This window comes from Arthrobacter sp. KNU-44 (genome assembly GCF_051843155.1).
GTDB lineage: Bacteria > Actinomycetota > Actinomycetes > Actinomycetales > Micrococcaceae > Arthrobacter.
Genome location: NZ_JBPXNG010000002.1, coordinates 3,296,082 through 3,323,032 on the forward strand (window position 1 = coordinate 3,296,082; position 26,951 = coordinate 3,323,032).

A 26,951-nucleotide genomic window follows, 5' to 3' on the forward strand; every position below is an offset into this window, starting at 1 on the left:
GGCTATCGCCCGCTGTGAAAAGACTCCCGGTGTGGAGGGCTTCGGCCCCTCGCGCCGGGAGTTTTTTCATATGGCGCACACCCCTCGATTGTTCGCATGGCGCCTCAAACCGTTAGACTCGGGTGTTGGGTTTCAATGACCCCTTTCGACACCCTTGGACTTTTAACTCAGGAGGACGCTTGCTAAGCGCATTCGGCCGGGCATTTCGTACGCCTGATCTGCGACGCAAGTTGTTGTTCACGCTGGGAATCATCACAATCTTCCGCTTGGGAGCTTTTATCCCCTCGCCTGGTGTGAGCTACCAAAATGTTCAGCAATGTTTGTCAAGCAATCAGGACCAGGGCGGCCTCTACCAGCTCGTCAACCTGTTCAGCGGTGGTGCACTGCTGCAGGTTTCGATCTTTGCCCTGGGGATCATGCCGTACATCACGGCCAGCATCATCGTGCAGCTGCTCCGCGTGGTCATTCCGCGGTTCCAGGAGCTGTATGACGAAGGCGCCTCGGGCCAGTCGAAGCTGACGCAGTACACGCGTTATCTGACCATTGCGCTGGGCCTGCTGAACGCCACCACATTGGTGTCCCTGGCACGCTCCGGGCAGCTGCTGCCCAACTGCCAGCTGCCGATCATCCCCGACACGAGCATCATCGCCACGATTCTTGTCGTCATCACCTTGACGGCCGGTACAGGCCTCATCATGTGGATGGGCGAACTCGTTACCGAGAAGGGCGTGGGCAACGGCATGTCGTTGCTCATCTTCACCTCCATCGCAGCCGGCTTCCCGACCTCGCTTGGTGCCATCTGGAACTCCAAGGGACCGGGCACCTTCTTCACCGTGTTGGCGATCGGCCTCGTGACGGTCGCACTCGTAGTCTTCGTGGAGCAGTCCCAGCGGCGCATTCCGGTCCAATACGCCAAGCGTATGATCGGCCGGCGCACCGTGGGCGGCACCAGCACCTACATCCCCATCAAGGTGAACATGGCCGGCGTCGTGCCCGTCATCTTTGCTTCCTCCATGCTCTACCTGCCCGGGCTGATTGCGCAGTTCAACCAGCCGAAGGCCGGAGAGTCGATCGCCCCGTGGGTTGAGTGGATCAACAACAACCTCACCAAGGGCGACCACCCCATCTACATGGCGTTGTACTTCGTCATGATTGTGTTCTTCACCTACTTCTACGTCGCGATCACCTTCAACCCTGAAGAGGTCTCGGACAACATGAAGAAGTACGGCGGGTTCATTCCGGGCATCCGGGCGGGTAAACCGACCGCGGACTACCTGCAGTACGTGCTTTCCAGGATCACCCTCCCCGGCGCCTTTTACCTGGGCTTCGTGGCGTTGATTCCGCTGGTCGCACTCGTCCTGATCGGCGCCAACCAGAACTTCCCGTTCGGTGGCACGTCAATTCTGATCATGGTGGGTGTGGGCCTGGAAACCGTCAAGCAGATTGATGCGCAGCTACAACAACGTCACTACGAAGGGCTTTTGCGATGACGAGAATGCTGATCATTGGACCCCCGGGTTCGGGCAAGGGAACCCAGGCTGAGCGGATTTCCGGGCGCTTGGGCGTAGTCCCCATTTCCACGGGCGACATCTTCCGGGCAAACGTCAAGGGCGAAACCCCGCTGGGTATCGAAGCCAAGAAGTACATGGACGCCGGCGACTTCGTTCCGGACAGCGTGACCAACAAGATGGTCCGTGACCGCCTGAGCGAGAGCGACGTCGAGAACGGCTTCCTGCTTGACGGATACCCGCGCACCACCGCCCAGGTGGAATACCTGGACCAGATCCTCGCCGACACGGAAGAGAAGCTCGACGTCGTGCTTCAGCTGACGGCCGACGACGAGGAACTTGTTTCACGCCTGCTGGGCCGCGCCAAGGAGACCGGGCGCTCGGATGACAACGAAGGTGTCATCCGCCACCGCCTGGACCTCTACCACGAGCAGACCGAGGCCGTCGTGGCCAAGTATGCCGAACGCGGCATCCTGACCCAGGTCGATGGCATTGGCGGCATCGACGAGGTCACGGATCGCGTCCTGTTGGCCATCGAGGCGGCCAAGGCAGTCTAGTCGCCGCACGACTGTCGAAAAGGGTGTGTCCCGCGCTGGAGTGAACCGCTCCCCACGCTGGACACGCCCTTTTCTGTTCCCCCTTCCGGGGGTGCGGGACCCGGGACCGTTTCCGGGCGTTCGCGGCTCCGGTTTCGGGCACTACCGCTGGTGCGGGAAAATAAGAGATCCGAGGGTGATCTGGTTCCGCAGCCCACCACAAGCAGCACACGACAAGAGGAGACCATGGCGTTCGGCCAGCCCCGCATCGAATACAAGACCAATGAGCAAATGCGCAAGATGCAGGAGGCCGGATTGGTCCTCAGCAGAGCGCTCGACGCAGCCGTTGACGCTGCGAAACCCGGCGTTACCACGCGTGAGATCGACGCAGTGTTCGCCGCGGTCCTCATCGACGCTGGAGCGAAGTCGAACTTCCTCGGGTACCACGGCTTCCCGGCCACCATCTGCGCATCCGTCAACGAGGAAGTGGTCCACGGCATCCCCGGCGACCGGGTCCTCCAGGACGGGGACATCATTTCGATTGATGGCGGAGCGATCGTTGACGGTTGGCACTCCGACTCCGCACGCACCGTGATAGTCGGGACGGCGGATCCTGAAGACCAGCGGCTCTCGGATGTCACCCAGGCCGCCATGTGGCGTGGAATCGCTGCTTTGTCGAAGGGCAAGTTCGTGGGCGACATCGGCAACGCCGTGGATGACTACGTCTCCTCCGTACCGGGGAAACCGCTCGGCATCCTGGAGGACTACGTCGGCCACGGCATCGGCTCCGAGATGCATATGGCCCCGGATGTGTTGAACTACCGCACCACGCACCGCGGCCCGAAGATCAGGCCGGGACTGTGCCTTGCGATCGAACCAATGCTCGTCCGCGGCAGCATTGAAACAGCAACCCTCGACGACGACTGGACCGTGGTGACCACTGACGGCAAGCGTTCGTGCCAGTGGGAGCACTCGGTTGCCGTCCACGAAAAGGGCATCTGGGTGCTTTCCGCGCCCGACGGCGGTGCAGAGCAGCTGGCGCCGCTCGGCGTCGTGCCCGTTCCGATTCCCTGACGCCCAAGCCGGGAACCGAAACAGAAAATCCCTGGCGACTCCCGAATTCGGGTGTCGCCAGGGATTCTGCGTATCAGGAAGCTTACCTAGCTCTTGAGCTTGGGCTTCACGTCCTTGGTGTAAATGCCATCGAGGGTTGTCTTGAGGTCCGTCATGGTGGCCTTCACGTCGCCCTGCTGGGTGAGGATCTTCGCGGCCGCCTTGGCCATCTCCTGATCGGCACCAGGCAGGAACACGCGGGCGTTGTCCTGCACCTTGGTCACGGCGAGCTGGTCCATGGCCGTCTTGATCTGGGGAGTCTTGGCGAGGACTGCCGTCATGTCCGCGGAGACGCGCGTGGGCATGTAGCCGGTCGCAGCCGAGAATGCAGCGGTGTTCTCCGGCTCGGTCATGAATTTCAGGAAGGTGGCAGCCGCGAGCTGGACTTCCTTGCTCACACCGCTGGGAATCCCGAGTCCGGCGCCGCCGGTGGGGCAGACGTTGGTCTCGGCCTTGGGGCCGCCCGGCAGGAAGCCGACGCCGACGTTGAACTTGGCGGACTTCAGCACGCCCAGCAGGTCCCCGGTGGAGGAGATCGTGGTGGACGTGATGCCTGCGGAGAAGTCGTCCGCGGCGTTCTTGGAGGAGACGCCGGCCCACTTGTCCTTGTAGATGGAGTCCTGGGCCCACTGCAGGGCCGTGACGGACTCGGTGGAATCGCAGTTGAAGGTCCAGCCGTTGGACCAGCTGCCGCCCCAGCCCCACAGGTTGTTCTGCAGGGTCCAGCCGGCGTATCCGGCAAGGGCCGGGTAGATGTAGGCGTACTTCGCGCCCGAGCTGGCCTGGAGCTTAGGGGCCCACTCGGCGAACTCCTGCCAGGTCTTGGGTGCCCGGTCCGGAAGGCCGGCGGCCTTGAAGTGGTCCTTGTTGTAGTAGAAGAGCGGGGTGGAGCGGCCGTAGGGAAGCGCCCACTGCTTGTTGGCGTATTGGTAGTCCGCTACGAGGGACTTCTGGAAGTCGTCGATTTTGACGTCCAGCTGCTTGATGAGCCCGTCCAACGGAATGATGTTGCCGTTGGTGTAGTAGCGGAACCACCAGACGTCGGAGAGCACGACGAGGCCGGGGAGGGCCGACTTCGCGGCCTGCGAGGTCTGGAACTTCTGCGCGATCTCCTCGTAGTTGGCGCCTGCCGTCACGAGGTTCACCTTGATGTCCGGGAACTTCGCCTGGAACTTGTCGATGATGGATTGCTCGACAGCCTGGGACTGTCCGGGGTGGCTGGTCCAAAAGTCGAACGAGCCGGCCGGCTTGACGCCGGTGAAGTCGATGTCCGAAGGGCTGCTGCTCGCTGCGCTGCCGCTGGTCGACGGACCGCCGCATGCTGCCAGGGCGGCGGCGCCGACTCCAAGTCCGGCGAGCCCCAGGAAGTTTCTACGATCAAGATTCATTGCCATGGTTGGTCCTCTCAAGGATGCAAAGGTGGTGATGGGGTTGTGTGGAAGGTGCGGTGTTACTAGCCAGTGACGCTGCCCTGGGTGAGCCCGGCAACGATGTAGCGTTGCAACGCTGCGAAGACCAGGAGGATGGGGATGATCACCAGGACTGCTCCGGCCATGAGGATCCCCCAGCCGGCGCCGTTTCCTTCAGAGTTCTGAAGCAGGGTCAAGCCGACCGGGAGGGTCATGGTTTCCGGCCGGTCCGTGATGATCAGGGGCCAGATGTAGTCGTTCCATTCGCTGACCACGGTGACGAGGGCGACGGTGGCGATGGAGGGAAGCGACACGGGCGCCACTACTTGCCACAGCCTGCGCCAGTGGCCCGCGCCGTCGATTTCCGCGGCTTCGAGGATGGACCCCGGAAGCGTCTTGAAATGCTGGCGTAGCAGGAAGGTTCCGAAGGCGGTGCCGAGTCCCGGAAGAATGATTCCCCACAGGGTGTTCTTCCCGCCGATTCCCGCGATCAGGATGTAGTTGGGGAGGATCGACACCTGCGGCGGCACCATCAGGGCCACGAGGATCACGACGAATATGACGTTCTTGAACGGGAAACGGACAAAGACCAGGGCGTACGCCGTCAGGATGGCGAGGATCACCTTGACCGTGGAACCTACCACGGTGACGATCAGGCTGTTCAGGAAGAACCGGGCGAACGGCACTGTGGTCATGGCCGTGTGGTAGTTCTCCAGGTTCAGGCCCTGCGGCAGGATCTTGAGATCGGTGGTGACGATCTCGCCGGGCTGCTTGAAGGAACTCAGCAACATCCACAACAACGGCAGGACAACCACCAGCGTGGCCACGATCAGCGGGATGTAGCCTCCAGCCAGTGTCTGGACGAGGTTTGCGCGCGAGAACGGCTTGTCGCGCCGCGCTGGGAGCTCCGGACCGCCGTCGGGAGCTTTCAGGGTCCCGACGCCGGTCGCGGGGTTGGGGCTGACGGGAGAGAGCGTGCTCATGAGTAGTGCACCTTCCGTTCGACGAACCGCAACTGGAGCACGGTGATGATGAGCAGGATGGCGAAGAGGACTACCGAGATGGCGGCCGAGTAGCCGGCACGGTTGTAGGCTCCGAAGGCCTGCAGATAGGCCTCGTAGATCAGCGTGCTGGTGCCGTTGCCGAGCGGCGTCATGATGCGGATCAGGTCAAAGGCCTGCAGCGAGCTGATCATCGTGGTGATCAACAGGAAGAACGTGGTGGGGGAGAGCAGCGGAACGGAGATGCTCATGAAGCGGCGGAAGCCGTTGGCGCCGTCCAGGGAGGCTGCCTCCATGACGTCCTTCGGGAGCGACTGGAGTCCGGCGAGGTACACGACGGCGCAGTAGCCCAGGTTCTTCCAGACGTAGACGATGATGACCATCACGAGGGAGAGCTGCGGATCGTTGATCCACTGGGGACTTTGCTGGCCAATGCCGCGAAGCAGCCAGGACAGCACGCCGTATCCGGGGTCGAAGATGAACAGCCACACGAGGCCGACTCCTACGCCGCTGAGGACATAGGGGGCGAAGACGGCGGAACGCGCAAAGGTAGTGCCGCGGACCTTCGCGTTCAGGGCCAGGGCCACCAAGAGGCCCAGCACCATGGAACCGCCCACGGTGACCGCGGTGAAGATGAGGGTGGTGCCAAGCACTTGCGGGGCGTCGGAGCTCGTGAAGAAGTTGACGTAGTTGTCGAAGCCCACAACGGTGGCCGAGGTGGAGCCCAAGGTCCAGTCAAGGGTCGAGTAATACATGTTGTTGATCAACGGCAGATACGTGAACACCGCGATCAGCGCCAAGTTCGGCAAGGCCAGCGCCAGGAACACAAAGAAGTCGCGTCGGGTTCGGCCGGACCAGCGTCCCCGGCGCTGAGGGGCCGGGACAGCCTGCGCGGTGTGCGCGGGGCTACCTGTCAGTTGTCTTGTCATGGGAGGTCTCTAACGGTTCGCAGATATCGGGGCGCGCCGGACCCGAACTGTTGGGTCAAGGGGGCGGCTAGTTTTACCTCACCACACGGGAGCACCTGTCAAGTCAAAAAAAGGGCTGTTCGCGGGATTGTTGGACAAGCCTTTTGCGCTTGTTCACCCGATGTTCCGTGGCGGATGGGGCCGTGTTTACATTCGAGGCACGACTACCGTTTGTGTTCGGAAGGAGGCCCGGCGTGCTCAGGAAATCCTGAGCATGCCCAAGTAGCTCGCAGTTGTTGTCGTTATCGCGGCTGATAACGACAACAACTGTCAGTCAGTTGGGTGGCGGGGAGCAGAATAGGCACATGACTTCGAAGATCACTGATGTGCCAGGAATCCGGGTGGGACATGTCCAGCGGATCGGCGATGGCTGGCTGAGTGGGGTGACCGTTGTCCTTCCGCCGCGAGGGACCGTGGGATCGGTAGACGTGCGAGGCGGCGGCCCCGGCACGCACGAGACCGACGCCCTCGACCCCACCACCCTCGTGCCCACAGTCGACGCGGTAGTGCTCGCCGGCGGGAGTGCCTTTGGTTTGGTCACGGCCCACGGCGCCCAGCGATGGTGCGAAGAGCAAGGGCGCGGGTTCGCCGTGCCCGGGGGAGTGGTGCCGATCGTTCCGGCCGCCGCGATCTTCGACTTGGGCCGCGGCGGTGACTTCGCCGCCCGCCCCGACGAAGCCATGGGATACGAAGCGGCCGTTGCGGCTGCGGCCTCAAGCGAGCACGCCGACGTCGGACGCGGAAACATCGGCGCCGGTACCGGTGCAGTGATTGGCCGCGGCGCCTTCAAGGGGGGAGTCGGCACCTCGTCGATCACCTTGGATAGCGGCGTGGTGGTGGGCGCGCTCGCGGTGGTCAACGCGTTGGGGATGCCTTTCGGCACATCGTCCCCGCGGATCGAATCCGGCAGTTCAGAACCGGCGGGGCCCCCGGCGCTGAACACCACGCTCGTCGTCGTCGCCACCAACGCGGTCCTCGACCCCGCCGAATGCAAGCGCACCGCGAGTGCGGCACACGCCGGCCTTGCCCGGGCGCTGAGTCCATCCCATACACTCGCCGACGGCGACACCGTGTTCGCGCTGGCGACCGGCGCCGTCGGGCTTGACCGCAGTTCGGAACAAGCAAGGCAGGTTTCGCTCATTACCCTGCAAAGCGCGGCGGCGGACGCCGTCCGCCTGGCTGTCCTTGACGGTGTCGCGGCTGCGGAATCCATCACGACGGCGGCAGGCACCTTCACTGCCTACGGCGAGGTTTAGCGGGATCCAAGGGGGCTCCTCGGTCCACGGAAGGGTGACACCGTGCCGGTGTCTGCGCTAGCATGGGCGGATTTAACTTTCGTGCCATTTTGGCGTAGAGTTGTTTGTTGGTTGTCTCCACAGCCACGCCCATTTAACAGGTCGCGAGTCCTGCTTCGTGGAGTGGCAAGAGCCGGACGGCCAAACAAACAAAAAACGTCCGCAGATTTTCCGGTGCCTAACCGGAGGGCTGCGGCAAACAACAGTTAGCGGAGGATATGGCCAAGAAGGACGGGGTCATTGAGATCGAGGGCGTTGTGACTGAGGCGCTGCCCAACGCGATGTTTCGCGTTGAGCTCACCAACAAGCACATCGTTCTTGCACATATCTCGGGGAAGATGCGACAGCACTACATCAGGATTCTCCCTGAGGACCGCGTAGTGGTGGAGCTAAGCCCTTACGACCTCACACGTGGTCGCATCGTCTACCGCTACAAGTAATTGCTGGGCGGCAGCCTCGGGAAACCGGGGTAGTTGCCGCAACAGCCGACCAACTGCAACACGCAAAGGAACGCCATGAAGGTCAAGCCGAGCGTTAAGCAGATCTGCGACAAGTGCAAAGTGATCCGCCGTAATGGCCGGGTCATGGTGATCTGCGAGAACCCGCGCCACAAGCAGCGCCAGGGCTAATTCCCCGCAGGGGAACTAGCGCCCGCGAGGGCAACCTGGGTTGCTAACCCACGCAAGTAAATAAAGGCAGCACAAGCTGAATCGGGACGTATTAGAGCCTGGCAGCTAACCCCCGGTCGGAGGCTGGGGCCGCACTGAAAGTGCGGGTGTACTGCCTACGACCTCCGGTTTATTCAAGGAGTACTGCCACTATGGCTCGTCTCGCTGGCGTGGACATTCCCCGCGAAAAGCGGTTGGAAATTGCGCTTACTTACATCTACGGCGTGGGCAAGACCCGTGCACACGAAACCCTGGCTGCCACCGGCATCAGCGCTGACGTTCGGGTCAAGGACCTGACTGACGCCGAGCTGGTCCAGCTGCGTGACTACATTGAAGGCAACTACAAGGTTGAGGGTGACCTTCGCCGCGAAGTAGCAGCAGATATCCGCCGCAAGGTTGAAATCGGCAGCTACGAAGGCCTGCGTCACCGCAAGGGCCTGCCCGTACGCGGTCAGCGTACGAAGACCAACGCTCGTACCCGCAAGGGCCCGAAGCGTACCGTCGCCGGCAAGAAGAAAGCCGGCCGCTAGAAATAGCAGCTGACTTTCCCCCGATAACTTTCTGTAGGAGAAATAATGCCCCCGAAGACTCGTGGCGCGGTTCGCAAGCCGCGTAAGAAGGACAAGAAGAATATCGCGCTTGGCCAGGCGCACATCAAGAGCACCTTTAACAACACCATCGTGTCCATCACGGACCCGAATGGTGCTGTAATCTCCTGGGCTTCCGCCGGTGAGGTTGGATTCAAGGGCTCCCGTAAGTCCACCCCGTTCGCCGCCCAGATGGCTGCCGAGGCTGCTGCAAAACGCGCCCAGGAGCACGGCCTGCGCAAGGTTGACGTGTTCGTCAAGGGACCGGGATCCGGACGCGAGACCGCAATCCGTTCGCTGCAGGCCGCTGGCCTCGAGGTTGGCTCCATCCAGGACGTCACCCCCAGCGCCCACAACGGTTGCCGCCCGCCGAAGCGCCGCCGCGTCTAATTGGATTCTTGGCCTTGCCGGCCGGGTCCGCCACGGAACAGCTTGACTGCTCCGTGGCGCCCGGCCGGCAAAGCCGGAACCAAGCCGATTTCCACCACCTGTGTTGCGTCATATAGCGGATGCTCGCCGAAAGGAAACCTAAGTGCTTATTGCACAGCGCCCCACTCTGTCTGAAGAAGTAGTCTCCGAGAACCGCTCGCGTTTCATCATTGAACCGCTGGAACCGGGCTTCGGTTACACCCTCGGAAACTCCCTCCGCCGTACCCTGCTCTCTTCCATCCCCGGTGCTGCTGTAACCAGCATCCGGATCGATGGCGTGCTGCACGAGTTCACGACGGTTCCGGGTGTCAAGGAAGATGTCACTGAGATCATCCTGAACATCAAGAACCTCTCCGTGTCCTCCGAGCACGATGAGCCGGTTGTTGCATACCTGCGCAAGCAGGGCCCCGGAGTCGTCACGGCCGCGGACATCGCTCCGCCGGCCGGCGTCGAATTCCACAACCCGGATCTGCACATTGCCACGCTGAACTCGAAGGGCAAGTTCGAACTCGAACTGACCATCGAACGCGGCCGCGGCTACGTTTCGGCAGCTCAGAACAAGTCCGGCGACTCCGAGATCGGCCGTATTCCGGTCGACTCGATCTACTCGCCGGTCTTGAAGGTTACCTTCCGCGTGGAAGCTACCCGTGTTGAGCAGCGCACTGACTTCGACAAGCTGATTGTCGACGTCGAGACCAAGCAGGCTATCGCCCCGCGCGACGCCGTTGCCTCGGCAGGCACCACCCTGGTGGAACTGTTCGGTCTTGCACGTGAGCTGAACACCGCAGCTGAAGGTATCGAGATTGGCCCGTCGCCGACGGATGCTGCCTTGGCAGCTGACATGGCACTGCCGATCGAGGATCTGGACCTCACCGTCCGTTCCTACAACTGCCTCAAGCGTGAGGGCATCCACACCGTGGGTGAACTCGTTGCCCGCTCCGAGGCTGACCTGATGGACATCCGTAACTTCGGTGCGAAGTCCATCGATGAGGTCAAGGCAAAGCTGGTTGAACTGGGTCTGTCCCTCAAGGACTCGCCTCCCGGTTTCGATCTTGCAGCCCGCGCCGCAGCCATCGAAGAGGACGACGCCGCGTTCAGCGACGACGAGCTCTAACAAGCAGATCTTGGCCACCGAGTCCACGTTCGGACCCGGACGGCCTTCATTACAGGAGAAATTACTATGCCTACCCCCACTAAGGGTCCGCGCCTCGGAGGCGGTCCGGCTCACGAGCGCCTGATGCTCGCGAACCTGGCAGCAGCCTTGTTCGAGCACAAGCGCATCACCACGACGGTCACCAAGGCCAAGCGCCTGAAGCCGTACGCAGAGCGCCTCGTGACCTTCGCCAAGCGCGGCGACCTGTCCTCCCGCCGTCGCGTGCTCGGCCTGATCAGCGACAAGGGCGTTGTCCACGAGCTGTTCACCGACATCGCAGGCGCCGTCGCCAACCGCGATGGTGGCTACACCCGCATCACCAAGATCGGCAACCGCAAGGGCGACAACGCTCCCATGGCTGTCATCGAACTGGTTCTTGAGCCGGTTTCCCCGAAGCAGGCTGTAATTGCCGAGGCAACTGCTGCTGCCAAGAGGGACGCCGAGAAGGCTGCTCCGGCCGCCGAAGAGACCGCTCCGGTTGTCGAGGAAGAGGTCGTTGAGACTGAAGCCGCAGAGACCGAAGCCGAGGCTCCCGAAGCTGAAGCTGCTGAAACCGAAGAGGCTCCGGCCGCTGAGGAAAAGAAGTAATTCACTGAATTCTTCACAGTAGACTTAAGTCTATGAACGAACGAAAACCCGCTGCCCCCGTTTTGGGGGGCGGCGGGTTTTTGCGTGTCCGGATGGATCTTTCGTACGACGGCGGCCCCTTCAGCGGGTGGGCGCTTCAGCCCGGTCTCCGGACCGTGCAGGGATCGTTGGAAGAGGCATTGGCACTGATCGTGCGGCGCCCCGTACGGGTCACCGTGGCGGGACGGACCGATGCCGGTGTCCACGCCCGCGGACAAGTGGCGCACATTGACCTGTCCGAGGCGGAGTGGGGCGTGCTGCCGAGGGGCCACGAGATCGACCCCGCCGCCGCGCTGTTGCGGAGGCTTAGGGGAGCCTTGAGCCGGGTCCTGCAGGATGAAACCGGGGCCATTGAAGTGCACGACGTCGGATTGGCGCCTGACGGTTTCGATGCTCGCTTCTCAGCGTTGTGGCGCCGCTACAGTTACCGGATCGCCGACGGCCCGGAACGCTGGGACCCCGTCCTGCGCAGGCTGACGCTTTGGCACAAGGCCGCCCTGGACGAGGGAGCGATGAACCAGGGAGCAGTGGCGCTGCTTGGGCTTCAGGATTTCCGCGCGTACTGCAAGCCCCGTGAGGGAGCCACCACCATCCGCGAGCTGCAGCGGTTTGAGTTCGTGCGCGGCAGCGACGGTGTGCTGGTGGCCAACGTCCAAGCAGATGCCTTTTGCCACAACATGGTGCGTGCCTTGGTGGGATCCGCATTGCGTGTGGGGGAGGGCTTGGAAAGTCCGGAGTGGCTGCATGAGCGACTGCTCGCTGGTGTGAGGGATGCCAAGTCCGTGTTGGCTGCTCCGCACCCCTTGGTGCTCGAGGAAGTGGCCTATCCTTCCGACGACGAACTGTTTGCGCGGGCCGAGTTGACGCGGGCGCGGCGGGAGTAGGCGGCGCGGTGGTCCGAAGGGGTCCTCCTCGACTCTGGGTGTCGAGGAGGACCGGTCTTTGGGGGAACTGAGAGCCTGTCGCTTGGACGAGCGTTCAGCTCGGGATTTGGATCAGGTGGGAGTTACCGCTGATCGCATTGATCGCCGAGACAAAGATCGGGCCAAGCGCCGTTCCGCTCCCTGCGCAGAAGAAGTAGTCGCCATCAGAATTCTCGGCGGAGATGTCGGCGGCTGTGGTGCAGCTATTTGCTGTGCTCGGATTACCATGCGAGTCCGGCGATGCCGCAGCGGCGAGGACATCGCGCACATACGCTCCGCTACCCCCGCATCGTTCCGTGCTGAGGTTATACCCGACAGTGACGATCAAGATTCCACGCGCCTTGGCATCAGCCGCCACGGCTAAGAGATTGTTGCACGCTGTGACGCCGTTGGAGCTTCCAATATCGCCGGGAGTCGCTACCGATGTGGATCCGGCGACGTCAGGTTCGTTGGGCTGACCATCGGTCTCCAAGATAATCGCATTGCGTGGTGTTCCTGAACGTGTCGGGAGGGTCGCCAGGTTGTTGGTGTCGAAGCCCAGCAGATATCTGGCTGCAGACTTCATCGGCGATGCGAGGCTGGTCCCTGTGCCCGAGTGGGTCAAGCACTGCAGACCCTTGACCAGATTGCTGCTGCTGTTGAGTGCCGGTGGTGTGGCTGAGGTCGTGTAGTCGTTGGAAAAGGGAACCGGGAGCCAGGGGCCGCTTGTTTGCGAGCCGGAGGGGTTGGTGATGCAACCGGAGGTGGAGCTGCTCCGCCCGATGGTGCCCAGAGCCACGTATTGCTGGGTGTTTGTCATGGTCTGCAATGTGCTCTGGATACCTGACTTAAGCGAGGACAGATCAGCGTCGCTCATGCTGCCTGTCCGGTCCGCGACAATCGCAACATTCATGGGGTTGGGACTCTGGGCGCCGCAGGATCCGCGGCATGCATTCGAGGACAGAGATCCGGTATTCCCGGTGTTTATGCCGATCACCGGTGCGAACGCAAAGGGGACATCCGTAGAGGCGGTCACAGTTATCGAGTTGCAGGTGTGGCCGCTTCCCGCTACGCAGGGGATTGCGCAGATCGTCTCGTTGCACTTGGCGCCGGCGACCGTTCCCGGGTCGCAGACACTGGGTACCTGTCCGCTGGCCACAGTCTTGGTGGCTCCCGTGGAGCCGACCACACACCAGAATTTGACGGTGGGGACGGTGCCGGGATCGTTCGAGTTGGCGTACGAGAGCGCGGCACTCTGTGCCGTGGCGGGATCGTTCGGGAGGGAGGTCACACCCGCTAAGGCGGCGGCATCCAAGGCATTACTGAGGTGCTGGCGTTCGAAAAGCAAGTGGCCGAAATCGATGGCCAACGCTACCGAGCCAAAGAGAACGGGAACCAGCAGCGCAAACATGAGAATCGACGCGCCTCGCTCCCGGCTCGTCGGGTCCGGACGCCGAGCGCCGTGAGCAATTCTCAGACGTACCGGTTTCCCGCTCTCACCGACACCGGCTTCGGTATTTCCGTTTCTATCCTTTAGAGAGTGCATGATCCTCCGCTCCAACCCTGTGAACCTGAGGTCACAGCCGCTGCGCCTTCCATTTTCATGACCGCTTTGGCCTCGAAGAAGCCATTGAGTACCCACGAGTAGAAGCCCGACATGGACGATTGGGGGTAGCGCAAGCACACAACCATCACCCCGGGCGTACCCCCAGACGTATCCACGACGAACTTCACCTGGAGTTTGGTGTTATCCATCATTCCCTTCGCCAAGTTCGCGGAGGCAATGACGTCGCCTTGAGTCACACCCTGCCGTGCGCTTTCCCGCGCCGCACCCTGGAGGCTGATGCTTTGCCCAAGAGCCGTGCCGAAGTCGATGACGCCAAGGAGCATGGAGAGGAGTAAGGGGAGGACGAGGGCAAATTCAACCGCCGCCGCACCTCGCTGACGAACATTCCGTTTCGCTGCCCTTCCTGCCCGGGGTCTAGACATTAGTTGCTCCTTCAAAATGTGTTGTGGGGACCCGAAGACTTCCAATGATTTTGTGGTCTTGGAGAGCTAGTACGCTCCAGCCATGCTGTCCATTACTCTGATAATTGCCGGCCCGATGATCACGATGAAGAGCGCCGGAAGGATGCAAAACATCAGCGGGAATAGGACCTTCACGGGCAGCTTCATGGCCTTTTCTTCCGCACGCTGCCGGCGTTTGATTCGCATTTGCTTGGCTTGGGACCGGAGCACATTGGCAATTGCAATGCCGTAGATGTCGGCCTGGACGATTGCCGCGACGAAACTCCGAAGATCCGGCACATCGGCGCGTTCGGCCATGGAGAGGTAGGCGTCCTTGCGGGTTCGTCCCACTTGCATGTCCTGAAGCGTCCGGGCTAGCTCTGCCGCAAGTGGTCCTTTGCCATTTTGACCGGCCCTGGCCATAGCCGTTTCGAAGCCGAGCCCGGCTTCGACGGAGATCAGCATTTGATCCAAGGTGTTTGGAAGTTCAAATTCGATGGCCTTTTGCCGCTCGGCGCCGCGCCCGTGGATCAAGATGTCCGGCACGAAATATGCCAGCGCTGTGAGGACAATTGCCACGAGCACGCCGCTTCCGCTGGGCGACTTCAGCAGGACCAGGATCGCCAGGACCGCGACAATGAGTGACAGGGCTGGTTTGGCCATGAGGAGGCGGTCAAGCTGAAAGCGGGCCGGCCGGCCGGCTTTCGCCAGGAGTTTGTCGAGCCACGCAGCGTAGCCTTTGGGCGTAACGCGAACCCCCAGGGGCGCGGATTGCTTTGCTTCGTTCGTTGTAAGCGCCCCGGCCCCGGTGTTACCAATGAGGTTCCGGCCTCGATTCAAATTGGAACGAACAGCTGCGTATCCCCTCCGATCCACGGATACTACGGACCACACAATGTATGTGATGGGAACGATAATGATTGTCACGATCACCCATGCCATTGCCGTCATGATCTCCCCTAGAACTTGATCTTTATAACTCGACTGAGCCAGAAAGCGCCGGTCATGAGTAGCAATGTCCCGACCACCAGCATGACCCAGCCCAAGAAGGTTGTGTATAGAGTTCCTACGTAGCTGGGATTTGCAACACTCAGCCAAAGAAACACCGCTATAGGCAGGCCCGTGAGGATGTAGGCCGACAGTCGACCCTCCGCACTCAGGGACTTCACTTGACCCTTGATTTGGGATCGTTCCCGAATGGTCTCGCCCACATGGTCCAGGACTTCTGCCAAATCCCCACCCACTTCGCGGTGGATTTCAATCGCTTGACCCGTCCAGTCGAAGTCCTCGCTGCGAAGGCGATGTGCGGCATCCTGGATGGAGTCTCTGAGTTCGCGGCCAAGCCTGGTTTCATTGACGATTCTTGCAAGTTCTTCGGACGTGGGTGCCTCGGTTTCCTTGGCGACGGCATCCACCGAACGGAGAAGACTGTGGCCGGCCCGGAGGCCACCGGCAAGCATTTGCAAGGTATCGCCGAGTTGGTCTTCGAATTTTGCCCGCCGCCGCCCCGTCAGGACCTTCAGGAGAATGATGGCAGCGATCGGGGTGGCCAAAAAGAACAGGATGCCAAATGCTATTCCATTGACAACGAACCCGATAAAACCAGCAGTGATAGCAGCGCATGCCACTAGGAGAATGAAGTCTGCCTGGCTCATCTTAAGACCGGCCCGATCCAGGGACTCTCGACTGCCGAAACTGGCGCTGCGGCCGACGCGGCGTTCGACGAACGAGGTGGCCTGATCGGTGGCCTTGGTGAGCAGAGAGCGGCTATCGGAGACCCCGGGGCGTCTGCGGGACAACGCAATCTGGCCGCGACCAGATCCTAAAGTAGCGATCAGGAAGATGCTCAGCGAGACGAAACACAGCCCTACGCCGATTGCCAGGAACGCTGGGTTGGCGCTGGTCATCTAAACGCGCCCCCCACCGGTGCCGGAGCAAAAACCGACGGAGAGAGGGTGATTCCTAGATCGGCGAAGTGATCCGCGAACCGGGGACGTACCCCCGTCGGAACCGGGCGTCCCAGGAAGCGTCCATTCGCATCGACCCCTGCTGCGTAATCGAACACAAACGCATCCTGGAGCGTGACGATATCGCCCTCCATTCCCTGAACCTCCGTCACGTGCGTGACTCGCCTGGTTCCATCGCGAAGCCTTGAAATGTGGACAATCAGGTTGATTGCGGAAGCGATTTGTTCGCGGATAGCACGGAGAGGCAAATCCATGCCTGCCATGAGCACCAGGGTTTCCAAGCGGGCAATCGCGTCACGTGGGGAGTTGGCGTGCACTGTCGAGATGGACCCATCGTGACCAGTGTTCATCGCCTGGAGCATGTCCAGGGATTCCCCGCCGCGGACTTCACCGATGACGATACGGTCGGGGCGCATACGGAGGGAATTTCGTACGAGGTCCCTGATGCTGATTTCGCCTTTTCCTTCGATATTGCGCGGGCGGCTTTCCAAGCGGACAACGTGCTCCTGCTGCAGCTGGAGCTCCACTGCATCCTCGATGGTGACGATTCTTTCGTCAGCCGGAAGGAAGCTGGAGAGGACATTCAACAATGTGGTCTTGCCGGTGCCCGTACCGCCGGAAACAACAATGTTCAACCGAGCCTGAACACAGGCATGAAGCAATTCGGCCATTTCGGGGGATATTGTGCCGAAGGAGATCAGCTTCTCCACGCTGAGTGGGACGCGGCTAAACTTGCGGATAGTCAGTGCTGAACCGTTGATGGCAAGGGGGGCAATGATGGCGTTGACGCGGGAACCATCGGAAAGCCGCGCGTCCACCAAGGGGGAAGACTCGTCGATTCGCCGGCCGACTTTGGTCACGATGCGTTCGATGATGCGCCGGAGGTGCTCTTCGTCGTTGAATTTGGCAGCGGTAAGATGCAGCCTTCCGCCCCGCTCGACGTAGACTTTTTCTGCTCCGTTGACCATGATCTCTGTGACGGCTTCTTCTTCCAGGAATTTCTGGAGCGGGCCGAGTCCGAGGACGTCGTCGATAATTTCCTGGACCAGGCGCTGGCGTTCAGAGATAGTCAGCGGAATCTCGTCCTGTTCGATAATGACTCGGAGTTCGTCCTTGACGTATTGGTGCAGCTCAGCCTCGTCCATCGACGAGTCGGTGATTCGGCTCCCCATTCGCTCGTACAGTGCGGTACCGACGCGTTCCTTGACGGCGTTGAGCGCTTCATTCGTATCTGATGCTTCCCTTGCACTGGAATGGCTAGGGGACTGCCCTGCGCCTCCGATTGTGGGGGCGCCCCAGGGAACGGACTCGCTAGTGTTTGGAGGTTCCGCGACGGCGGTTTCAATCCCTCGGGCGGCTTGGAGTCGTCTGCTCAGGCTCATTGGACTACTGCCCTTCTGTGAAGTTTCTTATGAGACCGTTCTTCCCAGTCGGGTTTGAATCGCTCAACCAATTGCGCCAGGCCTTTAGCCGCTGGATCTCGGGTTCCGTCTTGAAGTAGCGGTACCCCTTTGTTCGTGGAGTAAGGTACCGTCCGGGACCGTGGAAGCACGACGTCGACGGGACAGCCGATCGTGGCTTCCACGTCTTTGAGTGTGAGCCCGCTGCGACGGTCGGCGAAATTGAGGATGACGTGACGGTGTTCACTCAATAGCCCAAGTTCGTTGAGTATCCCGAAGCCGGTTCGGAGGCCCCGGATGCTGGGGATGTCCATGCCGCACACCCAGACGGAATCAGTGGCGACTTCGAGTGTGGAAAGGACGTGTTCCCCCAGGCCTGGGGCGGTATCAACCACCACAAATTGAAACTCCGTGGAGAGTTGTTGGATCAGATGGGCCACTTGGGCGCCGGAGATCTTGTCGGAATCCACCGGATTCAGGGGGGCGCAGAGTGCATAGATCCCAGCCGGATGCACGGACAGGTAGGATTTCAGAACCATGCTGTCCTGGACGGCAGCTCCTTGTACTGCATCGGCGAGAGTCCGTTCCGGTTCCAGCATGAGTCCTGAAGCGACGTCACCAAACTGCAAGTCGAGATCCAGGACCACGACTCCCATGGGCGAAACTTTGCCAAGGCCCACCGCGAGGTTCGTGGTGACGGTTGTCTTTCCGACTCCTCCCTTGGGCGACATGACGGAGATGATCCTGCCAGCGCCTGGGTGGCTTTCAACGGAATTACTCAGTCCGCGCCGCCGACTGGCTGCTGCCAAGCTCGAGCGCTCCAGCATGGCCCGGATGTCATCAGACTGGGCGTGGGGCGCAAGAAGATCCCGGACGCCTGCGCGCATGGCTGGCAGGGCGACATCCGCTTCTTTCTCCGTGACGACAACAATGCTAATTTCCGGGTATTGGAGGTCGAAGAGACTCGCAATCCGAATTGAGTCCTCCAGCGGGAGGCCAGGACCCAAGAGTATTACTTCAACGGGTTCGCCCGTCAGTATCCGGAGGATATCGTCGGGACTCGGGGGCAGGTAATCGGCGACGATAACATGGATCGCGCCATGGAGTCCCTTCGTAGCTAGCCGGGCGCGGCGTTCAAAGTCTTGGTCTGGCGTGATTACCACGAAACGGCTCATCGGAACACATCTGCCTTCTTGACGACCGTGGGCGCACTTTCAGTAGTGGACGCCGGCTCCTTGGTGAGCCAAATCGTGCCGAACTGTGCGGCCAGGGCTATTTTGGCTGAATCGACGTCGTTGCGGGCAACGGTGACCAGGAGCGACCCGGAAGGAAGCTGTGTGTTGGCCTGCGCTTTGGGGTCTTGAGCCGTCGTAGAAGGTTTGGAATCCGCGCGCTGGACGCTGGTAACCATGACTTTGTGGAAGACCTGTTGGGCTGTTTCCCCAGCTGCACCGTCCGCAAAAAGCACAATGACGCCGACAGTGTCACCGGCTTGTATGCGGCCCCCGATGACCCGCTGGGCCTCCAGCTGGACAGAGATTTCCTGCATTCCAGGTGGAACGGGAACCGATCCCGGGGCTGCCAGGGTGTTCGGATCTACCAGACGGGCCCCAACCAGGGCCTCACCCGGGAGCAAGTCAGTTGCAGCCACTTTGCCCTGCAGGCCGTCGAGGCTCTTCAGTGCCCCGTTGGGAACTGAAGCTTGCGGCAGCGAGACGAGTTTCACAGCAGCTTTGATGCTATCCGCAGTTGCGCCGGATGGTATTTGGCTTTGCACCACCAAAACGTCGACGGGTTGGAGATCCCGTTGGGCCCGAGCTTCGGCCCCCTGAACGTATGAGACCAGTAGCAGTGTGCCAACAACGGCCAGCACAAGAGCAACAATGCCTCCCAGTAGGCGAGTTTTCACTTGTTCCCCTCACGTAAATCTTATTTGGAAAGTTGAATCGTGACTGCCCCTGTATGTTCAACAAGAATAATGAAATGCATCTTTGGGGCGTGGCCGGCGTTGGCGGCGACACAATAGAAATGCCCAGGAGCGGTGACTGCGTGGCGGAATTTTGGCTCCGATCGTCAGCACCGCCCCCGGGCATTGTTTCAGCCTCTGGATTACAAGGCCGTTGAAACAGATGTAAACGCTGTGTTGATCTGACCACCCAGGGTGATCACGATCGCGACAATGACCGCCGCGATCAGTGCAACCAACAAGCCGTACTCGACGGCAGTCGCGCCAGTTTCGGATCTGACCAACTGCTGCGCCCGCCAACTAAGGGGCAGGGCTCGCATTATCAGGTGCCTCATTGGACTTGTTAGAGCTTGCCCGAGATTGTGTTGAAGGCGCTGTTGATTTGCGTACCGAGGGTTGCAACGACGGCGACGATTACCGCCGCGATCAGTGCAACAAGCAAACCGTATTCAACGGCTGTCGCGCCCTTTTCGGAGGAGAACCGGTCTTTTACGCCGGCGATGAATGCGAGGGTGTGGATCATGAGAGTTGACATCGGAAAACCTTCCCAGATAAGTGAATTTGTCTACGAATTCCTGCCGCTCGCATATCCCGTTTAGCGGATCGGATTTCGATAGGACAAGAATTGCTCCTGGAAGGGTTAACAAACAATGCGTAGTGGTACTCGTCTTTCCATCCTGGAACAACGCCTACTACTCGCGGATGCGGGTGCAAGTACTCGGTTTTTTTGGCTAAGTACTACTTAAGCGGCGAGACAGTAGTAGCCCCGCGGGCCTGCACGGAGCCCGTGGGAGAAGCCTCGGCGTCACGCGGAGAGAAGGACTACTCCAATTGCCGCTGCGAACATAGCCGGCCCGTGTGCCACTTCCGATGGCTTGATTCCGCGCTTCAGGCGCAACATCAGCACCGTCATCACCCCGCCAATCACAAATCCCAGCATTCCCCCGTAGAACACTTGGCTCCAGCCCAAGTAGCCCAAGTACATTCCGAGTGGCGCTGCGAGCTTCACATCGCCCATTCCGAGGCCTCCGGGAGAGATCAATCCAAGAATTAAGTACCCGAAGAAGAAAATGACGCCGCCGGCAGCCGCACGCAGGAGCCCCGGCCAGTCCGAAAGCAGCGCAGCAGACGTAGTTAAAAGGACCAAGCCGGCTGCAAGCAACAGCAGGATCAGCGGGTTTGGGAGCAGGTGGTGTGCCACGTCCACGCGTGACAGCTGCACTGCCATCACTGCTAAAAGCAGATAGGCGGGGAGAATCGGTGAGAAACCGAAGCGGAGGGTCAGGAGGCCAAACAGCACAGCGGTGAGCACCGCCGTCGTGAGCCTCATAGCGGGGGATGGGATGCCGCCAAGCCGCGGCAGGGAACGGGCTATCAGAAGCTCCGCGAGAGGGCTTGTGAGGAGCCCCAGGAGCCCGAAGGCGGCCACAAGCAAGGGCTGGGCGGCAGTTGCTGTCATGGCATCTCCTAGGAGCTCAGGAAGGGTCTCGGTGGTTCACGCTGGTTTCCAGCCTATTTTGACCCTGGAGCTCGTTGCCGCTATTGTTGATAGTCGTTGTGCGTGTCCTTTCTCGATGACACATGCCCGCTTGGGGATCCAGTTGCAGGATCGTTAACTCGACAGGCATATCGGGACTTCGGGATAACTGGTACATAGAGCCCTCACCTCTGCTCCGGTAACGCATACCTAGTAGGCACACGCTTCAAGCGTGCCGCCTAAAACATGAACGCCAGAACAAGAACGAGGCAAAACCGTGCGTACGTACACCCCGAAGCCCGGCGATATCAACCGCCAGTGGCACGTCATCGATGCCACCGACGTTGTCCTTGGTCGTCTTGCCAGCCAGACCGCAACACTGCTGCGCGGAAAGCACAAGCCGACCTTTGCGTCCCACATGGACATGGGCGACTTCGTCATCATCATCAACGCTGAAAAGGTCGCCCTGACCGGCGCCAAGCTGGAGCAGAAGCGCGCATACCGCCACTCCGGCTACCCGGGCGGCCTGACCTCCGTCAACTACGCGGAGCTGCTGGAATCCAACCCGGTCCGCGCCGTGGAGAAGGCCATCAAGGGCATGCTCCCGAAGAACTCCCTCGCTGCACAGCAGCTGGGCAAGCTGAAGGTCTACCGCGGTGCAGAGCACCCGCACGCCGCCCAGCAGCCCAAGACTTTCGAAATCACCCAGGTCGCCCAGTAGTCCTGGCCACCAAACAACTTTTAATCAAGGAGAATCGTGGCTCAGAACGAAGAACTGACCACCGAGGCCGTTGTGGCTGAGGAAAACCTGACCAGCTACACCTCGGAGAGCGGTCCTGCGGAAGCAGAAGCGCCGAAGAAGGAGCGCCCGGCACTGACTGTTGCCGGCGCCGCAGTTGGCCGTCGTAAGGAAGCTGTTGCACGCGTTCGCATCGTGCCCGGCACCGGCAAGTGGATCATCAACGGCCGCGAGCTGGCCAACTACTTCCCGAACAAGCTGCACCAGCAGGACGTCAACGAGCCCTTCAAGATCCTTGATCTTGACGGCGCCTACGACGTCTTCGCACGCATCCACGGTGGCGGCATTTCCGGCCAGGCCGGCGCATTGCGTCTCGGCATCGCCCGTTCATTGAACGAGATCGACACCGAGAACAACCGCGCCACCCTGAAGAAGGCCGGCTTCCTGCGTCGTGACGCCCGTGTCATCGAGCGTAAGAAGGCTGGTCTCAAGAAGGCACGCAAGGCTCAGCAGTACTCCAAGCGCTAAAGATGCGCCTACCCCTAGTGTTGCCGCTGGCGCGACATCACTAGGGGGCCCTCGGCGCTTTTTAGCGCTCGGATCCACAAGCGCTAATCCGCTTGCACGAAAGCCCGTCTCGCCATTTGGCGGGGCGGGCTTCGTCGTACTCTGAACTACTGGATAAGGCGATACATGGTTGCCCCGTCGATGATTTCGGGTTGGAAGGTACTTTTGACCCATTGCACAATCCGGGCAGATTCCCCTCTCCCTTCAACTGTCAGCGGTGGAAGGTTCTGGATCAGAAACGTTCCGACGTTGCCGTTGCGGACCATTGCCTGAAATTGCTCCAGCGTCGGGAAGGGATCCGTTCCGTCGAATCCCCCCACTGCAAGAATCGCTTTGGAGCTGGCCAGTTGGTAGTTGGCCGCGGTCTCCGAACCCACAGTGGCAGCCGCCCACCGCACCGACGCGGGTTCCGACTCGATTCTCCCAATGGCTCCTGGCGGCGGCACGTCGCCGAACATGACTGCGGTGAAGGCTATCGGTGTATCGGCCGGCAATTGTTTTCGATCCGGACTATCAGTCCGTACGCCCAGGATGCTTGGCCCGGAGACCACTCCGGCCCCCACATGGGGGCTCAATACCGTGTTTATCGACCAGATCGTAGGGCCAAGGAAGGTCGAGGCGCCGATCAGCAGCATTGCTGCCGTTCGAAATCGCTTTTTGACCGGTGGAAGCAACGCGATGGCGACCGCCAGCCCTCCTGTGACCAGCAGAATCTGGGGCAGCCACGGGAAGTCCAACACGGACCGAGACGCGGAAGCGTAACCGAAAATCAGGCAGAGAGCCAAAACGAACCCAGTTGCAACCCGGACTAGACCGTTTTTTAGGCGGCGCATCATGAAGGTTGCCGCAAACGCAGCCAGGCAACTAAGCGACGGCACAGTCGAGATTGCGTAGTAGGGGTGGACTATGCCTGACATTATGGCCAACACCGATGCCGAACAAATAAGCCACGCTGAGCACAAAACAAGGAACGAACGCTGTTCGGGAGTGCCGAGACGGCGAAAGAGAAACACTACGGTGATGCCGATTCCTGCAAGGGCGACTGGGAGAAACCACCCGAACTGGCCGGAGAACTGCGGTTGCAGGAATCGCGTGATTCCTGGTTCAAGCTTCACGTCCAACGCTGCTGTTGCACCTGACATCGTGCGGCTGGCATCCGCACCGCTCAGCCGATCCAGCCCGTTGTATCCCAGTGTGAGCTCCCAGATGCTGTTGGATCTGGAGCCGCCGATGAAAGGTCGCCGGGCAGGATCAGCCGCCTGTGCGATGATGAACCACCAGCCCGAGGCCACGATCGCTGCAAGCAGCCCGGCACCCAAGTGAAGCAACCTGACATACACAGGGAATCGGGCGAAAAGAACGTACGCCAGTCCGATCGCAGGGAGGACGAGTGCGACCTGAAGTTGTTTCGTCAGGAACCCGGCACCCACCAGGGCTCCCGCGACGAGTAGCCAGCGCAACTTCCCCTGGTCGATTGACTCGAGGGTCGCGTAGGCGGCCCCGATTATCAAAAGTGTCAGCAGCGCATCCGGATTGTTGTATCGGAACATGACAGTGGCCACGGGCGTAACTGCGAAGATTAGCCCCGCCAATAGGCCAGTTGCAGGGTCGGTTCGTTTCGCCACTATCCGGTAGATCAGATAGACGCTGAGTACTCCCATGAGTGCCTGTGGGATGAGGATGCTCCATGAGTTGAGCCCGAAAACGCGCACGGAGAGGGACATGATCCATAGAGACATCGGAGGCTTGTCAACGGTTATCGCATTGCTGGGATCCGAGGACCCGTAGAAGAACGCGGTCCAATCTTCCGATCCGGCCATGGCGGCAGCCGAGTAGTAAGAGTTAGCCCACCCGTTTCGATCGAGCCCCCACATATAGAGGACAGACGCGAAAGCCAGAAGGCTCAGAAGAGACGGACGCTGCCAGGGAAGATCCTGGGCTGGTCCGCGGAACAGGGTCCACCGGAGGTTTCTTGTCCGTGTTCTGACGCCCGTCGACATTTCAACCCCCCAATGTTGTGCGAACCGGGTGATGGTTCATTCCGAAACTGCTTCCCGGTCTGCCAGGCTCAGCGCCCATTGTGAGTCGCGGAATTGCTGTAAGGAGCGTAAGTGTGGGCAGGGCGAATACGGGAGAGACCAGCACCATGGCGGGGGCAATGAGCCAAGGCCAACCTTTTCGGGCGCCAACTGCAGCTACGCCCGCTCCAAGCAGGCATCGTAGGAGGAAGCTAAGACCGCCGTCTTGTGTAGCGTCCCGGTGCTCAACCAGGAAGGTGAACCAGGCCTGCCACTCGGAGGGGCCAAAAAGATATGAAAGACCCGCTATGACCAGACACGCGCTGATGCCTTGGCCGAGTCGACGCCACTCACCACGCACCGCGAAGCAGATGAGCCCTACTCCGCTGGTGATCTTCGTCAGCACCGGGAAAGCCCAGGCGGCAGGCATTTTGGTTCCGATTACTGCCGAAGCGGCAAGCAGGATGAAGATGTTTCCATTGACCAATTCTGGAACACTGAGCAAGAAGAGCGGAATCGCCCACTTGAGCTGTAGTGGTTTGAGGAGCCAGACAAGAACGGCCGACTCCAAACACACCCACACTGCGAAGAAAAACGGCCATTCGAGCATGGCAAGCGGGCGAATGGCCGTGGCAAAGGCTGGAGAGTAAAGATACGCATCGAGTGCTCCGGCAGGTTTGTCATACAAAAGGGGGCCTTGCCCTGCCAGCCAGTACGCATGAGCGTCGAAACCGGGGTTGCTGTTCAGTATGGCGAAGTAAATGCCGTGCGTTGCAAAGTACGGACCGGCTAGCCAAACCAGCACGAATGCGGCTTTTGTAAGAAGAGGAAACTTGCTGGCAAAGGCAGTCCGTGGACTGACCAAGGCATCGGTGATGTTCTCTTCATCCGAATTAATCATGGCAACCCGACCGCGTCCGGCTCGCTTGCAAGGTAATCGTAATTCCCCAACCGGGCAACAATTCCCAGCGTCTATTGTTAGAAAGCCGGCAAATGCTTCTTTCGAGTATGGCGGACTCGTTGAAAACGGGGACAATTATTTCGAGCGCCAAGCCCCCAGAGCTAGGTGTCATGCGGTAATCGTAGATACTTGTTAAGGGCCTTTACTAGAGTGGAGCGCAAGACGCAAGTCAAGTAGTCCCACTCTTGCGCTCGCGCCGCTGAAGAGGTATGGGCGGGGTCGGCGGGCCGCCTTTCCTCGACCCCTGCAACCGTCGTCTAGACTGGGACGCGATGGCTAGATTATTTGGAACAGATGGCGTGCGTGGTCTCGCCAATGGATTGCTCACCGCGGAGCTCGCTCTTCAGTTGGCCCAAGCAGCCGCGGTGGTCCTTGGCCACGAGCGTGCGGCCAACGGAACGCGGCCCCGCGCCGTGGTCGCCCGGGATCCGCGCGCCAGCGGGGAGTTTATCGCCGCAGCGGTGGAGGCCGGGCTTTCGAGCTCCGGTATCGACGTGTACGACGCCGGCGTGCTGCCCACGCCCGCCGCGGCCTACCTCATCGCGGACCTCAATGCCGATTTCGGCGTCATGATCTCGGCCTCGCACAACCCGGCGCCGGACAACGGAATCAAGTTCTTTGCCCGCGGCGGCCAGAAGCTCCCGGACGAGGTGGAGGACGCAATCGAGGCTCAGCTCGGCAAGGAACCCTCACGCCCAGTGGGGGGCGACGTCGGCCGCATCCAGCGTTTCTCGGACGCCGAGGACCGATACATCGTCCACCTGCTCGGCACCCTGCCGCACCGCCTCGAGGGTCTCAAGGTTGTGCTGGACTGCGCACACGGTGCAGCCAGCGGCTGTTCCCCGCAGGTCTTCGCCAGCGCGGGCGCCGAAGTAGTGGTGATCGGCGCGGAACCCGACGGTCTGAACATCAACGACGGCGTCGGTTCCACCCACCTTGGCCAGCTCAAGGAAGCGGTCATCAAGCACGGTGCGGACTTCGGTATAGCGCACGACGGCGACGCCGACCGCTGCTTGGCCGTGGACCACGAAGGCAACGAGGTTGACGGTGACCAGATCATGGCGATCCTGGCCCTCGCGCTGAAGGCGTCCGGAAAACTGAAGGACGACGTCCTGGTAGCCACCGTGATGAGCAACCTCGGGCTCAAGATCGCATTGCGAGACGCTGGAATCACCCTCCGTGAGACCGCGGTGGGGGACCGGTACGTCCTCGAGGCAATGCGCGACGGCGGCTTCAGCCTTGGGGGAGAGCAGTCGGGCCACGTGATCTTCTCCGATTACGCCACCACGGGCGACGGCGTCCTGACCGGTCTGCAGATCGCCGCCCAGGTGGCCGGGACAGGCCGCACCCTCCAAGACCTCGCCCGCGCCATGACCAAGCTGCCGCAACTCATGATCAACGTGAAGGGCGTAGACAAGTCGCGCGCCGCCACGGACGAAGGCGTCGCCGCTGCGGTGGCTGCCGCCGAACTCGAACTTGGTGACACCGGCAGGGTGCTCCTGCGGCCGTCGGGCACCGAAGCGCTGGTGCGCGTGATGGTGGAGGCCGCGGACATGGAAACCGCCACCCGCATCTGCACTGAACTGGCCGGCGTCGTCGAAGACCGCCTCGCTATTCCACGCGAACTGGCTCTCTAGGCGCGAAAGCACCACG

General features: G+C 60.9%; 29 protein-coding genes. 14 read left to right on the forward strand and 15 right to left on the reverse strand.

Annotated features, from left to right (window positions below; all coding sequences use genetic code 11):
- The first annotated feature begins 179 nt into the window (after positions 1-179).
- From secY to map, 3 genes are all read left to right on the forward strand, one after another.
- Entirely contained in the window at positions 180-1,490 is a 1,311-nt protein-coding gene (gene secY, locus ACSVHC_RS16470) for a preprotein translocase subunit SecY (RefSeq protein ID WP_236812275.1), read from the forward strand.
- 5 nt (positions 1,491-1,495) lie between these two features.
- Complete coding sequence (locus tag ACSVHC_RS16475) at positions 1,496-2,065, forward strand: adenylate kinase (protein ID WP_437774082.1); 570 nt, start codon at positions 1,496-1,498, stop codon at positions 2,063-2,065.
- A 225-nt stretch (positions 2,066-2,290) separates the two neighbouring features.
- Positions 2,291-3,118, forward strand: coding sequence for a type I methionyl aminopeptidase (map, locus tag ACSVHC_RS16480; protein WP_437771051.1), 828 nt, complete (start codon positions 2,291-2,293; stop codon positions 3,116-3,118).
- Positions 3,119-3,204: 86 nt separating this feature from the next.
- Here the strand turns inward: map and ACSVHC_RS16485 are convergent, their stop codons facing one another.
- Genes ACSVHC_RS16485 through ACSVHC_RS16495 form a run of 3 tightly spaced genes read right to left on the reverse strand, consistent with a single transcriptional unit; the run spans position 3,205 to position 6,496 of the window.
- On the reverse strand, positions 3,205-4,551 hold the full coding sequence (locus ACSVHC_RS16485; protein ID WP_234749072.1) for an ABC transporter substrate-binding protein: 1,347 nt from the start codon (positions 4,549-4,551) through the stop codon (positions 3,205-3,207).
- 59 nt (positions 4,552-4,610) lie between these two features.
- Positions 4,611-5,549 (reverse strand): carbohydrate ABC transporter permease, encoded by a 939-nt coding sequence (locus ACSVHC_RS16490; RefSeq protein ID WP_437771050.1) that lies wholly within the window; start codon positions 5,547-5,549, stop codon positions 4,611-4,613.
- On the reverse strand, positions 5,546-6,496 hold the full coding sequence (locus tag ACSVHC_RS16495) for a carbohydrate ABC transporter permease (RefSeq protein ID WP_437771049.1): 951 nt from the start codon (positions 6,494-6,496) through the stop codon (positions 5,546-5,548). Before ACSVHC_RS16495 ends, ACSVHC_RS16490 begins: the two co-directional genes overlap by 4 nt.
- A 344-nt stretch (positions 6,497-6,840) precedes the next feature.
- Between ACSVHC_RS16495 and ACSVHC_RS16500 the strand changes: the two genes are divergently transcribed.
- The 8 genes from ACSVHC_RS16500 to ACSVHC_RS16535 all read left to right on the forward strand — a co-directional run bounded on the left by ACSVHC_RS16500 (position 6,841) and on the right by ACSVHC_RS16535 (position 12,178).
- Positions 6,841-7,791: a P1 family peptidase gene (locus ACSVHC_RS16500; protein WP_437771048.1), complete on the forward strand. Its 951-nt coding sequence runs from the start codon at positions 6,841-6,843 to the stop codon at positions 7,789-7,791.
- A 257-nt stretch (positions 7,792-8,048) separates the two neighbouring features.
- Positions 8,049-8,270, forward strand: coding sequence for a translation initiation factor IF-1 (infA, locus tag ACSVHC_RS16505; RefSeq protein WP_009358723.1), 222 nt, complete (start codon positions 8,049-8,051; stop codon positions 8,268-8,270).
- Positions 8,271-8,345: 75 nt separating this feature from the next.
- Positions 8,346-8,459, forward strand: coding sequence for a 50S ribosomal protein L36 (gene rpmJ, locus ACSVHC_RS16510; RefSeq protein ID WP_011775570.1), 114 nt, complete (start codon positions 8,346-8,348; stop codon positions 8,457-8,459).
- Positions 8,460-8,650: 191 nt separating this feature from the next.
- Positions 8,651-9,028, forward strand: a complete 378-nt coding sequence (gene rpsM / locus ACSVHC_RS16515) for a 30S ribosomal protein S13 (protein ID WP_011775569.1) — start codon at positions 8,651-8,653, stop codon at positions 9,026-9,028.
- A 45-nt stretch (positions 9,029-9,073) separates the two neighbouring features.
- Positions 9,074-9,475 carry a 30S ribosomal protein S11 gene (gene rpsK, locus ACSVHC_RS16520; RefSeq protein WP_028265083.1) on the forward strand — a complete coding sequence of 134 codons (402 nt, stop codon included), beginning with the start codon at positions 9,074-9,076 and terminating at the stop codon, positions 9,473-9,475.
- Between the two features lie 142 nt (positions 9,476-9,617).
- A complete protein-coding gene (locus tag ACSVHC_RS16525; protein WP_011692778.1) occupies positions 9,618-10,628 on the forward strand; it encodes a DNA-directed RNA polymerase subunit alpha in 1,011 nt (336 codons plus the stop codon).
- A gap of 66 nt (positions 10,629-10,694) precedes the next feature.
- Positions 10,695-11,255 carry a 50S ribosomal protein L17 gene (gene rplQ, locus ACSVHC_RS16530; RefSeq protein ID WP_437771047.1) on the forward strand — a complete coding sequence of 187 codons (561 nt, stop codon included), beginning with the start codon at positions 10,695-10,697 and terminating at the stop codon, positions 11,253-11,255.
- Between the two features lie 32 nt (positions 11,256-11,287).
- Entirely contained in the window at positions 11,288-12,178 is an 891-nt protein-coding gene (locus tag ACSVHC_RS16535) for a tRNA pseudouridine synthase A (RefSeq protein ID WP_437771046.1), read from the forward strand.
- Positions 12,179-12,272: 94 nt separating this feature from the next.
- Here the strand turns inward: ACSVHC_RS16535 and ACSVHC_RS16540 are convergent, their stop codons facing one another.
- The 10 genes from ACSVHC_RS16540 to ACSVHC_RS16585 all read right to left on the reverse strand — a co-directional run bounded on the left by ACSVHC_RS16540 (position 12,273) and on the right by ACSVHC_RS16585 (position 20,995).
- Positions 12,273-13,742, reverse strand: a complete 1,470-nt coding sequence (locus ACSVHC_RS16540) for a pilus assembly protein TadG-related protein (RefSeq protein WP_439181133.1) — start codon at positions 13,740-13,742, stop codon at positions 12,273-12,275.
- Positions 13,730-14,185: a TadE/TadG family type IV pilus assembly protein gene (locus ACSVHC_RS16545; protein WP_437771044.1), complete on the reverse strand. Its 456-nt coding sequence runs from the start codon at positions 14,183-14,185 to the stop codon at positions 13,730-13,732. The genes ACSVHC_RS16540 and ACSVHC_RS16545 overlap by 13 nt, the downstream gene beginning before the upstream one ends.
- Positions 14,186-14,251: 66 nt before the next feature.
- Entirely contained in the window at positions 14,252-15,154 is a 903-nt protein-coding gene (locus tag ACSVHC_RS16550) for a type II secretion system F family protein (protein ID WP_437771043.1), read from the reverse strand.
- Positions 15,155-15,162: 8 nt separating this feature from the next.
- Complete coding sequence (locus tag ACSVHC_RS16555; RefSeq protein WP_437771042.1) at positions 15,163-16,110, reverse strand: type II secretion system F family protein; 948 nt, start codon at positions 16,108-16,110, stop codon at positions 15,163-15,165.
- Positions 16,107-17,552, reverse strand: a complete 1,446-nt coding sequence (locus tag ACSVHC_RS16560; RefSeq protein ID WP_437771041.1) for a CpaF family protein — start codon at positions 17,550-17,552, stop codon at positions 16,107-16,109. Before ACSVHC_RS16560 ends, ACSVHC_RS16555 begins: the two co-directional genes overlap by 4 nt.
- Positions 17,549-18,745, reverse strand: a complete 1,197-nt coding sequence (locus tag ACSVHC_RS16565) for an AAA family ATPase (RefSeq protein WP_437771040.1) — start codon at positions 18,743-18,745, stop codon at positions 17,549-17,551. Before ACSVHC_RS16565 ends, ACSVHC_RS16560 begins: the two co-directional genes overlap by 4 nt.
- On the reverse strand, positions 18,742-19,479 hold the full coding sequence (gene cpaB / locus ACSVHC_RS16570; RefSeq protein ID WP_439181134.1) for a Flp pilus assembly protein CpaB: 738 nt from the start codon (positions 19,477-19,479) through the stop codon (positions 18,742-18,744). Before cpaB ends, ACSVHC_RS16565 begins: the two co-directional genes overlap by 4 nt.
- 200 nt (positions 19,480-19,679) lie before the next feature.
- On the reverse strand, positions 19,680-19,871 hold the full coding sequence (locus ACSVHC_RS16575) for a Flp family type IVb pilin (RefSeq protein WP_439181135.1): 192 nt from the start codon (positions 19,869-19,871) through the stop codon (positions 19,680-19,682).
- A gap of 8 nt (positions 19,872-19,879) precedes the next feature.
- The gene (locus tag ACSVHC_RS16580) at positions 19,880-20,071 is read right to left on the reverse strand and encodes a Flp family type IVb pilin (protein ID WP_437771039.1); all 192 of its coding nucleotides are present in this window, start codon (positions 20,069-20,071) and stop codon (positions 19,880-19,882) included.
- A 270-nt stretch (positions 20,072-20,341) separates the two neighbouring features.
- Positions 20,342-20,995 carry a prepilin peptidase gene (locus tag ACSVHC_RS16585; protein ID WP_439181136.1) on the reverse strand — a complete coding sequence of 218 codons (654 nt, stop codon included), beginning with the start codon at positions 20,993-20,995 and terminating at the stop codon, positions 20,342-20,344.
- A 295-nt stretch (positions 20,996-21,290) separates the two neighbouring features.
- Between ACSVHC_RS16585 and rplM the strand changes: the two genes are divergently transcribed.
- Both rplM and rpsI read left to right on the forward strand, forming a co-directional pair.
- Positions 21,291-21,734 carry a 50S ribosomal protein L13 gene (gene rplM / locus ACSVHC_RS16590; protein WP_024817563.1) on the forward strand — a complete coding sequence of 148 codons (444 nt, stop codon included), beginning with the start codon at positions 21,291-21,293 and terminating at the stop codon, positions 21,732-21,734.
- A gap of 36 nt (positions 21,735-21,770) precedes the next feature.
- Positions 21,771-22,280: a 30S ribosomal protein S9 gene (gene rpsI / locus ACSVHC_RS16595; RefSeq protein WP_234749102.1), complete on the forward strand. Its 510-nt coding sequence runs from the start codon at positions 21,771-21,773 to the stop codon at positions 22,278-22,280.
- Between the two features lie 146 nt (positions 22,281-22,426).
- On the opposite strand, the gene ACSVHC_RS16600 is transcribed toward rpsI, so the two are convergent.
- Positions 22,427-24,139 (reverse strand): glycosyltransferase family 39 protein, encoded by a 1,713-nt coding sequence (locus ACSVHC_RS16600; protein WP_437771037.1) that lies wholly within the window; start codon positions 24,137-24,139, stop codon positions 22,427-22,429.
- A 181-nt stretch (positions 24,140-24,320) separates the two neighbouring features.
- Complete coding sequence (locus ACSVHC_RS16605) at positions 24,321-25,238, reverse strand: glycosyltransferase 87 family protein (protein ID WP_437771036.1); 918 nt, start codon at positions 25,236-25,238, stop codon at positions 24,321-24,323.
- A gap of 332 nt (positions 25,239-25,570) precedes the next feature.
- Here ACSVHC_RS16605 and glmM point away from each other — a divergent pair, with 332 nt between their 5' ends.
- Entirely contained in the window at positions 25,571-26,935 is a 1,365-nt protein-coding gene (gene glmM / locus ACSVHC_RS16610) for a phosphoglucosamine mutase (protein ID WP_439181137.1), read from the forward strand.
- Positions 26,936-26,951: the final 16 nt, after the last annotated feature.

Coding starts and splice junctions, on each gene's coding strand:
- ACSVHC_RS16475 (WP_437774082.1), top strand. CDS start 1,496: ATGCTGATCATTGGACCCCCGGGTTCGGGCAAGGGAACCCAGGCTGAG.
- map (WP_437771051.1), top strand. CDS start 2,291: ATGGCGTTCGGCCAGCCCCGCATCGAATACAAGACCAATGAGCAAATG.
- ACSVHC_RS16485 (WP_234749072.1), bottom strand. CDS start 4,551: ATGGCAATGAATCTTGATCGTAGAAACTTCCTGGGGCTCGCCGGACTT.
- ACSVHC_RS16490 (WP_437771050.1), bottom strand. CDS start 5,549: ATGAGCACGCTCTCTCCCGTCAGCCCCAACCCCGCGACCGGCGTCGGG.
- ACSVHC_RS16495 (WP_437771049.1), bottom strand. CDS start 6,496: ATGACAAGACAACTGACAGGTAGCCCCGCGCACACCGCGCAGGCTGTC.
- ACSVHC_RS16500 (WP_437771048.1), top strand. CDS start 6,841: ATGACTTCGAAGATCACTGATGTGCCAGGAATCCGGGTGGGACATGTC.
- infA (WP_009358723.1), top strand. CDS start 8,049: ATGGCCAAGAAGGACGGGGTCATTGAGATCGAGGGCGTTGTGACTGAG.
- rpmJ (WP_011775570.1), top strand. CDS start 8,346: ATGAAGGTCAAGCCGAGCGTTAAGCAGATCTGCGACAAGTGCAAAGTG.
- rpsM (WP_011775569.1), top strand. CDS start 8,651: ATGGCTCGTCTCGCTGGCGTGGACATTCCCCGCGAAAAGCGGTTGGAA.
- rpsK (WP_028265083.1), top strand. CDS start 9,074: ATGCCCCCGAAGACTCGTGGCGCGGTTCGCAAGCCGCGTAAGAAGGAC.
- rplQ (WP_437771047.1), top strand. CDS start 10,695: ATGCCTACCCCCACTAAGGGTCCGCGCCTCGGAGGCGGTCCGGCTCAC.
- ACSVHC_RS16535 (WP_437771046.1), top strand. CDS start 11,288: ATGAACGAACGAAAACCCGCTGCCCCCGTTTTGGGGGGCGGCGGGTTT.
- ACSVHC_RS16540 (WP_439181133.1), bottom strand. CDS start 13,742: ATGCACTCTCTAAAGGATAGAAACGGAAATACCGAAGCCGGTGTCGGT.
- ACSVHC_RS16545 (WP_437771044.1), bottom strand. CDS start 14,185: ATGTCTAGACCCCGGGCAGGAAGGGCAGCGAAACGGAATGTTCGTCAG.
- ACSVHC_RS16550 (WP_437771043.1), bottom strand. CDS start 15,154: ATGACGGCAATGGCATGGGTGATCGTGACAATCATTATCGTTCCCATC.
- ACSVHC_RS16555 (WP_437771042.1), bottom strand. CDS start 16,110: ATGACCAGCGCCAACCCAGCGTTCCTGGCAATCGGCGTAGGGCTGTGT.
- ACSVHC_RS16560 (WP_437771041.1), bottom strand. CDS start 17,552: ATGAGCCTGAGCAGACGACTCCAAGCCGCCCGAGGGATTGAAACCGCC.
- ACSVHC_RS16565 (WP_437771040.1), bottom strand. CDS start 18,745: ATGAGCCGTTTCGTGGTAATCACGCCAGACCAAGACTTTGAACGCCGC.
- ACSVHC_RS16575 (WP_439181135.1), bottom strand. CDS start 19,871: ATGAGGCACCTGATAATGCGAGCCCTGCCCCTTAGTTGGCGGGCGCAG.
- ACSVHC_RS16580 (WP_437771039.1), bottom strand. CDS start 20,071: ATGTCAACTCTCATGATCCACACCCTCGCATTCATCGCCGGCGTAAAA.
- ACSVHC_RS16585 (WP_439181136.1), bottom strand. CDS start 20,995: ATGACAGCAACTGCCGCCCAGCCCTTGCTTGTGGCCGCCTTCGGGCTC.
- ACSVHC_RS16600 (WP_437771037.1), bottom strand. CDS start 24,139: ATGGCCGGATCGGAAGATTGGACCGCGTTCTTCTACGGGTCCTCGGAT.
- ACSVHC_RS16605 (WP_437771036.1), bottom strand. CDS start 25,238: ATGATTAATTCGGATGAAGAGAACATCACCGATGCCTTGGTCAGTCCA.
- glmM (WP_439181137.1), top strand. CDS start 25,571: ATGGCTAGATTATTTGGAACAGATGGCGTGCGTGGTCTCGCCAATGGA.